At 56.9% G+C, this 12,723-nt stretch carries 12 protein-coding genes; 2 read left to right on the top strand and 10 right to left on the bottom strand.

Annotation, left to right across the window (positions count from 1 at the left end; all coding sequences use genetic code 11):
- Positions 1-190: 190 nt before the first annotated feature.
- From AC2FJB_RS15125 to AC2FJB_RS15170, 10 genes are all read right to left on the bottom strand, one after another.
- A complete protein-coding gene (locus AC2FJB_RS15125) occupies positions 191-1,180 on the bottom strand; it encodes a nuclear transport factor 2 family protein (RefSeq protein ID WP_117873046.1) in 990 nt (329 codons plus the stop codon).
- The gene (locus AC2FJB_RS15130; protein WP_299897748.1) at positions 1,177-2,220 is read right to left on the bottom strand and encodes a LacI family DNA-binding transcriptional regulator; all 1,044 of its coding nucleotides are present in this window, start codon (positions 2,218-2,220) and stop codon (positions 1,177-1,179) included. The genes AC2FJB_RS15125 and AC2FJB_RS15130 overlap by 4 nt, the downstream gene beginning before the upstream one ends.
- Positions 2,220-2,984, bottom strand: coding sequence for an SDR family NAD(P)-dependent oxidoreductase (locus tag AC2FJB_RS15135; RefSeq protein ID WP_117873048.1), 765 nt, complete (start codon positions 2,982-2,984; stop codon positions 2,220-2,222). Before AC2FJB_RS15135 ends, AC2FJB_RS15130 begins: the two co-directional genes overlap by 1 nt.
- Positions 2,984-4,036 (bottom strand): ester cyclase, encoded by a 1,053-nt coding sequence (locus AC2FJB_RS15140; RefSeq protein ID WP_496719391.1) that lies wholly within the window; start codon positions 4,034-4,036, stop codon positions 2,984-2,986. Before AC2FJB_RS15140 ends, AC2FJB_RS15135 begins: the two co-directional genes overlap by 1 nt.
- On the bottom strand, positions 4,033-5,364 hold the full coding sequence (gene hisD / locus AC2FJB_RS15145; protein WP_496719392.1) for a histidinol dehydrogenase: 1,332 nt from the start codon (positions 5,362-5,364) through the stop codon (positions 4,033-4,035). Before hisD ends, AC2FJB_RS15140 begins: the two co-directional genes overlap by 4 nt.
- An 11-nt stretch (positions 5,365-5,375) precedes the next feature.
- Positions 5,376-5,906 carry an ester cyclase gene (locus AC2FJB_RS15150; RefSeq protein WP_299897757.1) on the bottom strand — a complete coding sequence of 177 codons (531 nt, stop codon included), beginning with the start codon at positions 5,904-5,906 and terminating at the stop codon, positions 5,376-5,378.
- 127 nt (positions 5,907-6,033) lie between these two features.
- Entirely contained in the window at positions 6,034-7,188 is a 1,155-nt protein-coding gene (locus tag AC2FJB_RS15155; RefSeq protein WP_496719393.1) for a carbohydrate ABC transporter permease, read from the bottom strand.
- Between the two features lies 1 nt (position 7,189).
- Positions 7,190-8,212 (bottom strand): carbohydrate ABC transporter permease, encoded by a 1,023-nt coding sequence (locus tag AC2FJB_RS15160; protein WP_299636542.1) that lies wholly within the window; start codon positions 8,210-8,212, stop codon positions 7,190-7,192.
- A gap of 66 nt (positions 8,213-8,278) precedes the next feature.
- Positions 8,279-9,490 (bottom strand): ABC transporter substrate-binding protein, encoded by a 1,212-nt coding sequence (locus AC2FJB_RS15165; RefSeq protein ID WP_299897765.1) that lies wholly within the window; start codon positions 9,488-9,490, stop codon positions 8,279-8,281.
- Positions 9,491-9,565: 75 nt separating this feature from the next.
- The gene (locus tag AC2FJB_RS15170) at positions 9,566-10,612 is read right to left on the bottom strand and encodes an ABC transporter ATP-binding protein (RefSeq protein WP_299897768.1); all 1,047 of its coding nucleotides are present in this window, start codon (positions 10,610-10,612) and stop codon (positions 9,566-9,568) included.
- A 212-nt stretch (positions 10,613-10,824) separates the two neighbouring features.
- On the opposite strand from AC2FJB_RS15170, the gene AC2FJB_RS15175 reads away from it, so the two are divergent.
- Both AC2FJB_RS15175 and AC2FJB_RS15180 read left to right on the top strand, forming a co-directional pair.
- Entirely contained in the window at positions 10,825-11,778 is a 954-nt protein-coding gene (locus AC2FJB_RS15175; RefSeq protein WP_496719394.1) for a nuclear transport factor 2 family protein, read from the top strand.
- Positions 11,775-12,647, top strand: coding sequence for an amidohydrolase family protein (locus tag AC2FJB_RS15180; RefSeq protein WP_496719395.1), 873 nt, complete (start codon positions 11,775-11,777; stop codon positions 12,645-12,647). The genes AC2FJB_RS15175 and AC2FJB_RS15180 overlap by 4 nt, the downstream gene beginning before the upstream one ends.
- The last annotated feature ends 76 nt before the right edge of the window (positions 12,648-12,723 follow it).

Genomic DNA, 12,723 nt, shown 5'->3' on the forward strand with positions numbered 1-12,723 from the left:
ACGTACGATCCGATTTAACGTTTTTGGAAAGAAAGCTCGTGTGCCCGAGCAGGACACGCCCTTACTCTCCGGGCGGGCGCAGGTTCAGTCTCCGCGCCCTAAGGCTTTGACGGTACATATGGAAACGTCGAATGGTCCGGGGCTCGGACAGACCGCCTGAAAGGATGCGATATGAGACCGGACGGCCCACTCAGACTTCTCCGCTCTGCAACAGGATCTGCTTCCAGACCGAGGTTTCATCGAAAATAGTGTATTCACGACGCAACTGCGGCTGCCCCGCAATCAGTGCGCCGAACTCAGCGTGGCTGATACCGAGGACATAAACCTGTGCACCAGTCGGCGCCCCAAACACGCCCCAGCCATCATGTTTGCCCCATAGGCTCCAGCGAATTGCCGCACGCGGAGGCATATCAGGGTCGTCTCGCCCGATCTGATGCTCAATCTTGAATTCTGCGTTCGGAAAACTCGCCCGCAGACCCATCCAGAAACGGTCGACGGCCTGCCAGCCATGCCCTGTTACGCCACCCACATATTCTGATTGAACAGCTCGGTCATATTCTGAACCGATCACGCCCATATCTGCATTCATGATCCGCGTCAGAATGTCGGCGTAGCGCTGCCCCCATTCGTTGTCATTCCCATGGCCTTTGTATGGTCCAGGCTGATCGATTTCGGGGGTCAGAGGCTTGACGCAGTTCTCCTTGCCTCCTTCGCGGGCAATCAGATTCGCGGCGTATTCCTTGGGATCCCAGCCCATCTGGCGTACAATCGCGCCTTGATCACGGATCAGCCATTCATCGTTGATCTGATTGTCGATGGCGTGGCAATCCGCAAGAATCCGGTAACGCAGCTTGGTGCCGGTTGGCTTGCCATAGACGCCCTCGGCCAAATGCGTGGCCGTTGAAATGATGCGATGAGAGCTCAGCATGCCCTCTTCCGGTGTGCCGGACCAGATCACGTCTTCGCCCAGCAGCTGCCGATCTGGAAACTCGGCCAGCGTTGCCATTGTGGCCCCAATGACATTCTGATTGCCCAAAACGACCGAACCGGGCGAACGGACGACGATGTCATCGCTGTAATATTCATGCAGCGTGGCGATCCCCCGGTCTTCCCATATCTCTTTGGTGATGCCGATGATGTAATCCGGAAAATCCCGGAATTTTGGATCGAAGCCTTTCATGTCTCTGTCCTTTGTGGGGCCCATCCCTTGGGCAATCGGGCCGAAGTCCGCACGATCAGCGGCCCATCAATGGCGACTTTACGCGCCGCAGCAGCTGTCGGTTTTTCAATATGGTCCAGCAGAGCATCCACGGTCTCGGAAACCATCAAATTGGCCCGCTGACGAATGGTCGTAAGATTGTAGGCAAGCCATCCGGCCTGAGGGACGTCATCGTAACCAACGACAGACACGTCTTCGGGCACACGCATTCCTAACTCAAACCGAATGACGTCCATGACCGCAAGCGCCATGTGATCATTGGCAACAAACACGGCATCAGGCCGTTTCAGCGGTTCGACATCAAACATACGGCGGGCCGCGAGGCGTGCGTTCTCAGTGTGAAACTCACCGATGTCGTGAGCGTACAGTTCTTGGCCCGCATCGCTGAGCGCGGCCCGGAAGCCGGCCTCGCGATCTCGCTGTGTTGAAGCGCCCTGCCACCCGGCAATATAGGCGATGCGTCTGTGACCAGCGGCGATAAAGAACTCGGCCACCTTACGACCGCCAGCGTAGTTGTCCGATGTAACCGAGGTGATCCCGTCGATATCCTGACTGCGGTTGAACAACACCACCGGCACACCCGCCTGCTGACACCGCGTTGCAATATCCGACGACATCGCAACCGAGGCCAGAATGACGCCATCGACTTGATAATCGAGAATTTCCTCCATCACGTCGTCTATGTTTCCAGCGGTTCTGGAGGCCATGAAGATCAGAACGTGATAGCCCTGTTCCTGCAAGGCATTTGACAGTTTCTCAAGCGCTTCTGGGTAGAAGTAGTTGTCCAGATAGGCGACCACCAATCCGATGATGCGACTTTTCCCGGATACCATGGCGCGGGCCAGAACGTTTGGGCGATAGCCCAGTTCAGCGGCGGCTTTGCGCACTTTCTCCTCGGTTTTTTTGCTGACAGAAGCGCCAGGCGTGAAAACGCGGCTGACGGCGGACTGGCTGACACCAGCCAACTGCGCAACCTGAAGAGATGTGACCTTTCTAGCCATCAATCTGCTGTCCAACCCCCGTCAATCAACATCGAAGTACCAGTGACCAGAGCAGAGGCGTCTGACGCGAGATACCGCACCGCGCCCATGATGTCTTCGACTTCTCCGATCCGGTCCAGCTTGATCTTGTCCATGATCCAAGCGGCACGTTCAGGATTGTCGAAAGTGGATTGGGTCAGGGGGGTTCTGATGAAAGTCGGGCAGACCGTGTTGATCCGAATGCCCTGTTTACCCCACTCGATCGCCATGGATTTGACCATGCCCTCCAGGCCATGCTTGGTTGCACAATAAAGTGCCCGGTCGACCCCACCGACATGCCCCATTTGGCTGGAGATGTGGATGATCGATCCCGGCTTTCCTGCCTTGATCAAAGCGTGGGCGGCGTAGGCGGACAGGAAATAGGCCGAACGCAAATTGACATTGGTGACAACATCGAAGTCATCGGGCGTGGTTTCGATGGCCGCGCTGTGCCGTGCGATCCCGGCCGAATTCACCACGACATCAAAGCAGCGCGACGCGAAAAGCTGTTCCAATGCGCCCAGATCACCCTGATCCATCACAAGTGCTTCGGCCGACCAGCCGTGATCCTGCAAGGCAGCGACAGTGTCGTTCAAACGGTCCTTGCCTCTGGCCGCGCAGACGACATGCGCGCCTGCCTCGGCCAAAGCCACTGCACAGCCCTGACCGATACCAGATGAAGCTCCGGTAACGAGGGCGGATTTGCCGTTCAGGGAAAACGAAGGGGTGCGTGGCAATTCCGTCATCAGTTCATTCCATCCGGTATTTCAATGCGGCCCATATTTCGAGCCTTGTTGAATTCCCGCAGACGGGCAAAGACGTCAACGCCAAGCTGCCGGTAGGCATCCAGCAAATCAACCAGCACCCAGTTTTCCCGGATCCTGCCGTTTTCCAAACGCCAGAAATCGAGGCTGCGCATGGTGATCTTCTTGCCTGATGGAGCGATGCCCATCCAACCATCGTCTGTGACGGTCTGGATCATGTTGGGCCAGCCAGTCACGGCCGCATATTCCCCGTCACCGAAGAAGTGATAGGTGATGTCGTCCACAAACTGCCCGCGATCCGGCATACCGTTCAGAAACGGAATCTGATGCCAGTTGCGGAACCCTGCATACCCGCGCCCGGTGCCGATGCCCGAAGGACCGTACCAGTTCATGCGCGGGTGCCAGAACCGCTCCATCTCCATCACCTCGGGGCCACCCTGGGACGGGTGTTTCTTGAGATGCTCCAGCATGTCGATGATTTGCTGGCAGGTCTGTTTTCCCTTGGCCGCATCATAAGGACCAGGGACAAACCCATCCTGAGTGGCAGGTCCCGGGACGTGCCATTCGCGGCCCAGACTTGGCGCCATCGGCCAGGCATCCGCCTGCATCATAACTTCGGGGATGTCCCACAGCGCCTGCATCTCGACGATCTTGCCGTTTTCGAATCGGTAGAATTCGTGAAACCGTATCGTGACCTGATGACCCGTTGGTGGGATATCCAGCCAAGGGCCGATGAAAACACCGGTGTAATACCCGCTGCATCCGACCCAATCTGCACCGAACGCATCCGGCCCGGCCATGACGATGTAATCCCGACGCTCAAGATCGGGCCAGGCCGCCAGCAAGTCTTTATACCCAATGTCATAGAAAGCATCACTGCCGATGCTGTCCCCAAAGGGATGACACAGACGGAACACGGCATCCGGCGACGTGATATCCGCGAAAGCCCGACGTACACCCGCCTCATTGAAATCGTACATCGCAGCCCTGAGCGGTTCGATCAGGGCCTTGTGATGAGTATGTTTGTCACTCATTCAGCAGCGTCCCGGTAAGGGGCCGGCGCACCGTAGGGAACATTGATTCCGCCATATCGGCGCACACGAACGTTGCACTGTTCAGCGTGACCAACGAACCCTTCGAGCATGCACAGGCGCGAACCATACTCGCCGATCAGCGTTGCGGCCTCATCGGTCAGAACCTTTTGATAGCTGTGCGTCTTCAGGTACTTACCAACCCAAAGCCCACCAGTGTATCGCCCGGCCTTCTTGGTAGGCAGCGTGTGGTTGGTGCCAATCACCTTGTCCCCGTTCGAAACATTGGTGCGCGGCCCAAGGAACAACGCCCCATAGCAGGTCATGTTCTCAAGGAACCAGTCGTCGCGGTCAGTCATCACCTGCACATGTTCCGAGGCAATATCATCGGCAACCCGCAACATCTCGTCATAGGTATCGCAGACAATCACCTCGCCGTATTCATCCCACGACACTTTGGCGGTGTCTGCTGTCGGAAGGATACCCAGCAGGCGGTCAACTTCGGCCATCGTGTCTTCGGCCAGTTTGCGAGAATTGGTCAGCAGCACACAGGGGCTGTTGTATCCATGTTCGGCCTGACCAAGCAGATCCGTGGCGCAGAGTTCCGCATCTGCGGCGGACTCGTCAGCGATGACCATCGTTTCGGTAGGACCTGCGAACAGATCGATACCTACGCGCCCGAACAGCTGGCGCTTGGCTTCGGCCACAAACGCGTTGCCGGGACCAACCAGCATATGAACGGGATCGATCGTCTCGGTACCCAGTGCCATCGCGCCAATCGCCTGAATGCCGCCCATGACATAGATCTCATGCGCGCCTCCAAGATGCATGGCGGCAATCACCGCTGGGTTGGGTTTGCCCTGAAACGGGGGCGTGCATGCGATGATGCGCGGCACCCCTGCCACCGAGGCGGTCGCTACCGACATATGCGCCGAGGCGACCATCGGGAACTTGCCGCCAGGAACGTAGCATCCAACCGATTGCACAGGGATATTCTTATGGCCAAGGATAACGCCCGGCAGGGTTTCGACCTCAATGTCCAGCATTGAATCCCGCTGAGCCTGCGCAAAGTTGCGCACCTGTTCCTGCGCGAACTTGATATCGGCCAGCTCACGATCGGACAATTGCCCGATCAGGTCATCAATTTCCTGCTGGCTCAGGCGGAACGAGGTTGGCGAGTAGTTGTCGAACTTCTCACTCAACTCACGCACCGCGGCATCCCCGCGGGTTTCGATGTCTTTCAGTGTCGCCTCAACCACGGCACGGGTCTTGGCATCATCCTCTGCCCGATCCGCATCGGACTTGCCGCGTTTAAGATACTCGATTGCCATCTTTCCAATCCTCAGTTTTGCGGCCGGGGCGGACGTTTCTCACCCCGATCAAATGCTTCCCAGCCTTCGCCGTTGAACAGGTCCACGCCCAGCTGAGCCGCAACGTGGGCAAAGTCGACATTCACCCAGTTGTCGACAATCTTGCCGTCGACCACTTTCCAGAAGTCCATGTACCTGATCTCGACACGCTTGCCCGTGGGGGCGATGCCCAGAAACTCGCCGGAATGCGTGGCTTCCTGACGGCCAAACGCGGCTGCCCATTCACCCATGTAAAGACGTGCCTCGTCTATACAGGTCTTGTCCGAAAACGCCGCTTGGAACGGGCGTTGCCAGTTGTCCTGAAACTCTTCCAGGCCGGTCTTGGTTCCGCAGCCTTGATTGCCCATCCAGCGGAAGCCTTGGGCAAAGAATTCTCCGATATCGTCGATACGGTGGTCGTTCAGACCATCCACCATTGTTTCGATCACGCGGCGTGTGTCGTCGGTTTTGCTCATGTCCGTGTCGCGGGTCAGAACCGCTTGTTCGGGACGGGAACCTTTCATCTTTCTATCCTTTCAGGTTGCCGAGGGAAGGGATTGGGACGTGCGGCCCCAATGCTCAGAAAGTCCCTTGGCATCCTGCTCAGCGCCGGATGGCGCGACATGGCATTATGTCGGGCCTTGTTGCTCATCAGCCTTTGACTGCCCCGGCTGTCAGGCCGCTTACGATCTGGCGCTGGAAGATCAGGACAAGGAAGATCAGAGGAGCGGTGATCGACACGGCGGCGGCCACGGCAACCACTTGGTCGGTTGTCGTGGTCTCGCGGTTGAACATGCCGACGATGGCGGGAACCATGGTCTGGTTCTGCGCGTCCAACAGCAACGCGGTGACAAGAAAGTCGTTATAGGCCAGCAGAAAGCTGAACAGACCCGTGGTTATGACACCCGGCCACATCACCGGCATGATGACACGGCGGAAGGCCTGAAAATGGCTGCATCCATCCACGCGGGCGGCCTCGTCCAATTCGGACGGGATGTTCTGGAAGAACGAGCGTAGCATCCAGATCGTGAAGGGTTGATTGATCGCAACCAGAACAGCGATTACCGCAAAAGGCTTGCCGTACAAGGTTGGTGCGTTTTCCCCTAAGATCGGGCTCAGCCATTCTGCCGAGTTTATGAACACCGGCAGATAGCCTGCCACCAGAACAGAATGCGGCAGCGCCCGGAACACCAGTGCAACGATCAGGATCCAGAAGGCCAAAGTTGATCCTGACCGCGCCAGGCCGTAGCCTGCCAATGTGCCCACGGTCAGCGACACTGTCACCACGCCCGTCGTTACGATCAGCGAGTTCTTGAAGTTGTTTGAAAAGCCCCGGTCGATCCAGACGGTTTTGTAATGCTCGGTCGTCAGGCCAAGCACATCCCGTCCCAGAGGGCCAAACAGCGGGTTCAACAGGTTCAGGATTGCAGGCAGGACGACGAAGAACACCAGCAGGAAACCCACCAGCAAGGCCAGCACACCGATCAGCCAGCCGAACCATTCCTGTCCGGGTTTGGTGTAGGATCTGACCATTGAAGGTAACGTTCTGGTTGCCGCGAGGATCGTGCCCCAGATAACCGCAATGCCCAGAATGATATCCAGCAGCGACAAACCCTTTCCGACGCTCAGCGTCGCCGGCCCGAAGATCACGTTCAGCGCGTTGCTGTCGAATGCATCGACGGGTGACTTGAAGCTCATCACCACGATCCAGAAGATCGGGAAGGCTGCGATCAGGCACCAGAATGCCAGAAAAATGTTTGAGGTCAGCCGCAGACTTAAAGGCTGCCGGAGCGCACGCGAGGACATATCAGTGACTTCCTTTGTGATCACGCCAGGTTCGGCGTAGCGGAAGGATAAGCAGGACGACGACGCCAATCATGGTCAGCATCGAGTTGGCCGAAGCCCGGCTGATCGACCGGTTGCCGGCTTGATCCGGCGTCAGGTAGTCGAAGGTCAGCCATTGCAGTGAGATAACGTAGCCCTGGCTCGAAAAGCCGACGATCTCTTCGAACACGCGGTAGCTGTCCATCAGGTGGATCATCGACACGAAGATGATCAGCGGCATCAGATGCGGGATGACGATGTACTTCAGCCGCTGCCAGCGGGTCGCTCCGTCTATTACGGCGCTTTCCAGGCTGTCCTGATTGACCGTTTGCAGACCGGCATAGAAGATGATGGCGGCAAAAGGCGCAACGTGCCAGACGCGGTAGATCATCATGAGAACTTCAATCGTCCAGGCCTGCGCGAACAGGGCTATGTCACGGTTCAGCCACCATTCCATCATCGCAGTCAGGATACCGTCGCCACGGAACAGCCAGTTGATCGACAGTACACCGATAACCGGCGTAATGATAAACGGCAGCAGTGAGACAAAAATCACCGGTCCGCGGATCGATCGCGCGGCATTGTTGATCAGGATCGCAATCCCTAGCCCGCACCCGACCACCAGCGGCAGAGTAATCAGCGTAAAGGTTAAAGTGAACCGCAACGCTTTCCAGAAATTGATGGTGGATAACACATGCCAACTGCCGTCGCTTATGGCACGCCATGCGCGCTCAGGCTCCAGCACGTTGCGATAGCTTTGCAAGCCGACATAATGGGTTTGCGTAATAATCTCGCCATGCTCGTCCAGCTTCGGCTGTGACACTTGCTCGGTCACACAGGTCTGCGTCAGGAATCCGGGTGTGCAGGTTTCCTTTTCGACGGTCTCATAGATCGGCTGGGTGACATAGAAACTCTGCTTGAACACGCTGATCAACGGGAACGCGATGAAGAGAAGCATCATAAAGACAGAGGGACCGACAAAGACGGCGAATGTCCGGAAATTCATGGCTCTGCCTTTCTAATGGTTCTCGAGGAAAAGGGATGGGAGGGCCGTAGCCCTCCCAAGGGAGGATCAGTTGCTGATCAGACCCGCTTCTTTCGCGGCAGTGACGTAGTCTGCCTCGATATCGGCCAGAGTCGTCTGCGCGTCTTTGGCACCGGTCAGGTAGTCGGCCAGTCCGTTACCCAACGAGGTGTGCATGATGCCCATAGGACCGGAAGCCGGGTAAGCCTTGGCACCGCCTTCAGCGGACGCTGCAGCACCTGCAGCCAAAGGACCTGCCGAATAGGCCGTGCTCAGCCATACGGCGACATCGTTGTTCGCACTGACCGTATCGGAGTCCATGCCCTCAAGTGCGACGCGGAAGGCAGCATCTGCTTCTTCGTCGCTCATGTTCGACGCCAGAACAATACCGTCCCACCAGATTGTGGTCGCCGGAACCGCCGATCCCATTGGAGCCGCGGCCATGGTCACCTTGCCAACGACCTGGCTTTCGGCCTCATCATTCATCGCGGCTGCACGGCTGGCCCAAAGGTTTGCCATCGCGATCTTGCCCTGCTGGAACTGCTGCTGCACATAGGTCGAGTCAGAGACCAGATATTCCGGGTCCATGTACTCGGTCATGGCCTTCAATGTCTCAAGCGCTGCTACGCCTTGCTCATTGTTGATGGCAGGCATGTTGCCGTCACCAAAGAACGAACCGCCCTCGCCCAAATACATATTGACGAACTCCTGACCAAGGTTCCAACCGGTCTTGAACGTCCCACCAATGGGATAGTCCATGACGCCGGCTTCCTTGATCTTGGCAGCCGCGGAAAGAACATCGCCATATGTCTTGGGCTCTTCGATGCCCAGTTCAGCCAGAACATCGTCGCGATACATCAGGTGCTGCGCATTCACCATCATCGCAATCGCCATGGTCTTGCCATCAACTTTGATCAACTGATTGGGCAGCAAATCCTGACCGTACTTCTCGACCAGATCGTCCAGCGGACGGATCGTACCGGCGTTGAGCAAAGGCACCAGAGTTGCGTTCGAAACACCGCCGATCTGATAAAGCGCCGGATCAGCGGCAAATGCCTCAGGTTGCTTTTCGCGGAATTCCTGGTCCAGCGATGCGCTGAAATTGCCGCATTCTGCCATCGCATCGGTGACCGCCTTCCAGGCTTCAAAACCGGCGGACAGTGATTTCAGCGGTACATCATTTTCAAAGGCGCAATCTGCCCACGCGCCGGTGGCGGCGATGGACATGGCTCCGGCCATGAGGATCGTCTTGAGTTTCATAGGTTTCTCCCTGTCAGGATCGGTCCGTCGTCGACGTCCGGACCGGTGTTATGCCCTTTCGGGCCATTTGTGGGGTCAGCCCCCGATCCGCGCACCACTTCCAGCTTCGAAGAGGTGACAGATTTCTGTCGGCACCGAGAACGAGACCGTTTCGCCAATCTCGGCGCGGAATGCTTTGTCTGCTTTCACCGAGACCAGAGCTCCGCCTACCCGAACCGAGATCATGGTCGCGTCGCCCAGCAATTCCAGTGTATAGATCGGAGCGGTGATCTGACCTTTCCCATCGGCAAGGCTGGCATCTTCGGCCCTGAAGCCCAGTGTCATTGGGCCATCCGGTGCGTCCACCGCAATTTCGACATGCTCGGCGCGGAATATTCCGTCGGCAACTTCGCCATCCATCAAATTCATTGCTGGTGAACCGATGAAGCTGGCGACGAAAGTATTCGCGGGACGGTCATAAATTTCGGTCGGGCTTCCGACCTGCTGAACCACGCCCTGTTTCATCACGACGACGCGGTCAGCAAGGGTCATGGCCTCGATCTGGTCGTGGGTGACGTAAATGGTGGTGACAGCCAGCTCGTGACTGAGGTTCTTGATCTGCGCCCGGGTGGAGACCCGCAGTTTGGCGTCAAGATTCGACAGCGGTTCGTCCATCAGGAACACATTTGGTTCGCGCACGATAGCACGGGCGAGCGCCACTCGCTGTCGCTGACCACCTGAGAGCTCGGCGGGTTTGCGATGTAGAAAATCGTCCAGCTCGACCATCGCGCTGGCGCGGCGTACCTTTTCGTCGTGGGTCGACGGGTCGATGCCGCGCACCTTCAGCGGAAAGCGGATGTTTTCATAGACGTTCATGTTGGGATAAAGCGCGTAGCTCTGGAACACCATCGCAACGTCGCGGTCCTTCGGCTCCAGATCGTTGATCACATTCCCATCGACCAGGATTTCGCCCTCGGTCACGTCCTCAAGTCCGGCGATCATCCGCATCGTCGTTGTCTTGCCGCAACCCGAGGGGCCGAGTAGGACCAGAAACTCGCGATCAGCAATGGTCAGGTCGAAATTGTGAACCCCAACAAATGAGCCCCATCGCTTGCCGACGTTCCGCAATTGAATTTCCGCCATGGTGCCCCCTGCAAGGAATCATTTTGCATACGTTTGCAAAACTGTAATTCGCATGTACCAAATCAGGCAAGACTTTTTTGCATGCGTATGCAAAACTACAGGAAGAGTCCGACTCAAACTGGCTTGTCACCCCTCGCAACACTTTGACTAAAATGGTAAATACCGTGAACTTTCAGACAGAAAAAAAACTTGTCTCTGCGTTTCATACCGTAATGGATTCCGCAGCGGAGAAAGAAACTCCGAAGGTAATGAGCCAGTTCTGCGCTTCAGAGTTGAAGTGGCGCGGCTTTCATCCGTTCAATGAAATCAACGGCGTCGAACAGGTTGCCCAGCAATTCTGGCAGCCGCTGAAGGGCAGTCTAGCTCACTTGCAGAACCGTGTGGATATTCTGTTTGCGGGGCAAAACGCGTTGCGCGGAGAGACCGACGTTTGGGTTGTCGCCATGGGCCATTTGATGGGGCTGTTCGATCGACCGTGGTTAGGTATTCGCCCAAACGGAAAATTGGCGTTCCTGCGTTATTGCGCGTTTTACAAAGTAGCTGGTGACAGAATTGTCGAAACCGCGATGTTCTTCGACATCCCGCACCTGATGGTCCAAGCTGGCCAGAACCCGTTCCCCCCTCAGACAGCAGCACATTTGGTGCAGCCCGGACCAAGGTCGCATGATGGATTGCTGCTTGATGAACAACCCGCAGACGAAGGCGAAAAGACACTGGCGGTCATCAACGCGATGATTGCGGATCTGGGCCGCTGGGACAGCGGACTGTCGCTGGAAGAAGAATTGGCGCGAACGTGGCACCAGGACATGATCTGGTGGGGGCCCGAAGGAATTGGCGCGACCTACACGATCGAACGCTATGCCAGGCAACACTCTGGACCGTTTCGCGCCGCTTTCACAGATCGATCAAAGACCAATCACGTCTGCCGCCTGGCCGAAGGGCATTACGGTGGCTTCTTTGGATGGCCCAACTTTACTGCTACGCCCACAGGGGGTTTCATGGGGATGCCAGCCACCGGAAAACCCGGTGAATTCAGGGTGATCGATATCTATCGCCGCGTCGAAGACAAGCTGGCCGAAAACTGGATATTCATCGACTTGCTGCATTTCTGGAAAGGGCAAGGTGTAGACATTCTGGCGCGCACCACCGGGATTGAAGCATCATGAGGATAGATGCGCATCACCACCTGTGGGACCTTTCGGCCGTGAACTATCCTTGGCTTTTGGAGAAAGGTACAGTTCGGTTTTTCGGCGACCCGTCTTCCATCCAGCGGGACTATATGCTCCCGGAGTTTCGCGCAGACGCCATAGCCTTGGGGTTCAGCGCTTCGGTACATATTCAGGTCGGTGCTGCTGACCCCTGGGCCGAGGCGCAGTGGGTACAATCCGTTGCCGACCAGTTCCCGGACTGGCCGTTGGTGCAAGTGGCATTCTGCGATCTGACCTCTGATGATCTGGATGCACAGCTAGACCGTCTTCAAACCCTGCCTTCGGTGCGCGGCGTTCGTCAGATTATTGGCCGCGCTCCGGGTGAAGACGCCTCAACTGGCACGAACGCGCTACTTGAAGACCCAAAGTTCTTGACTGGTTTGAAGCAACTAGGCACCCGGGGGCTGTCCTTTGATCTTCAACTGCTGCCAGAGCTGATGGGTCAAACCGCGAATGTCCTCGCACAGGCCCCGGAAACCCGGATCGCACTCTGCCACGCAGGTTCGCCGTACGATCGGACTCCGCAAGGTTTGCGAGTGTGGGCAGATGAATTGACGGCATTGTCAAGCCTGCCACAAATCTGTTGCAAACTCTCCGGCCTCGGAATGTTCGACCACAACTGGAACGCTGAAAGCGTCTCGCCGATCGTTTCTACCTGCTTGTCTCAGTTCGGCGCCGATCGCTGCATGTTCGGATCGAACTTCCCGGTCGACAGCCTTACCTCAACTTACAAAGAAGTCGTTTCCCGACACGAGGAACTCATCCCGGAGTCGATGCTGGACGACGTATTTCGCGGCACATCAGAACGTTTCTATCGCATTGAATAGCGGCGGCACATACAAGCCAGCATACCTGCGCCGTTTTACTGAGACTGCTTGGCAAACCCGGCGAAAGGCCATGCGA

It is taken from the genome of Ruegeria sp. CDSC085, assembly GCF_059610465.1.

Coding starts and splice junctions, on each gene's coding strand:
- AC2FJB_RS15125 (WP_117873046.1), bottom strand. CDS start 1,180: ATGAAAGGCTTCGATCCAAAATTCCGGGATTTTCCGGATTACATCATC.
- AC2FJB_RS15130 (WP_299897748.1), bottom strand. CDS start 2,220: ATGGCTAGAAAGGTCACATCTCTTCAGGTTGCGCAGTTGGCTGGTGTC.
- AC2FJB_RS15135 (WP_117873048.1), bottom strand. CDS start 2,984: ATGACGGAATTGCCACGCACCCCTTCGTTTTCCCTGAACGGCAAATCC.
- AC2FJB_RS15140 (WP_496719391.1), bottom strand. CDS start 4,036: ATGAGTGACAAACATACTCATCACAAGGCCCTGATCGAACCGCTCAGG.
- hisD (WP_496719392.1), bottom strand. CDS start 5,364: ATGGCAATCGAGTATCTTAAACGCGGCAAGTCCGATGCGGATCGGGCA.
- AC2FJB_RS15150 (WP_299897757.1), bottom strand. CDS start 5,906: ATGAAAGGTTCCCGTCCCGAACAAGCGGTTCTGACCCGCGACACGGAC.
- AC2FJB_RS15155 (WP_496719393.1), bottom strand. CDS start 7,188: ATGTCCTCGCGTGCGCTCCGGCAGCCTTTAAGTCTGCGGCTGACCTCA.
- AC2FJB_RS15160 (WP_299636542.1), bottom strand. CDS start 8,212: ATGAATTTCCGGACATTCGCCGTCTTTGTCGGTCCCTCTGTCTTTATG.
- AC2FJB_RS15165 (WP_299897765.1), bottom strand. CDS start 9,490: ATGAAACTCAAGACGATCCTCATGGCCGGAGCCATGTCCATCGCCGCC.
- AC2FJB_RS15170 (WP_299897768.1), bottom strand. CDS start 10,612: ATGGCGGAAATTCAATTGCGGAACGTCGGCAAGCGATGGGGCTCATTT.
- AC2FJB_RS15175 (WP_496719394.1), top strand. CDS start 10,825: ATGGATTCCGCAGCGGAGAAAGAAACTCCGAAGGTAATGAGCCAGTTC.
- AC2FJB_RS15180 (WP_496719395.1), top strand. CDS start 11,775: ATGAGGATAGATGCGCATCACCACCTGTGGGACCTTTCGGCCGTGAAC.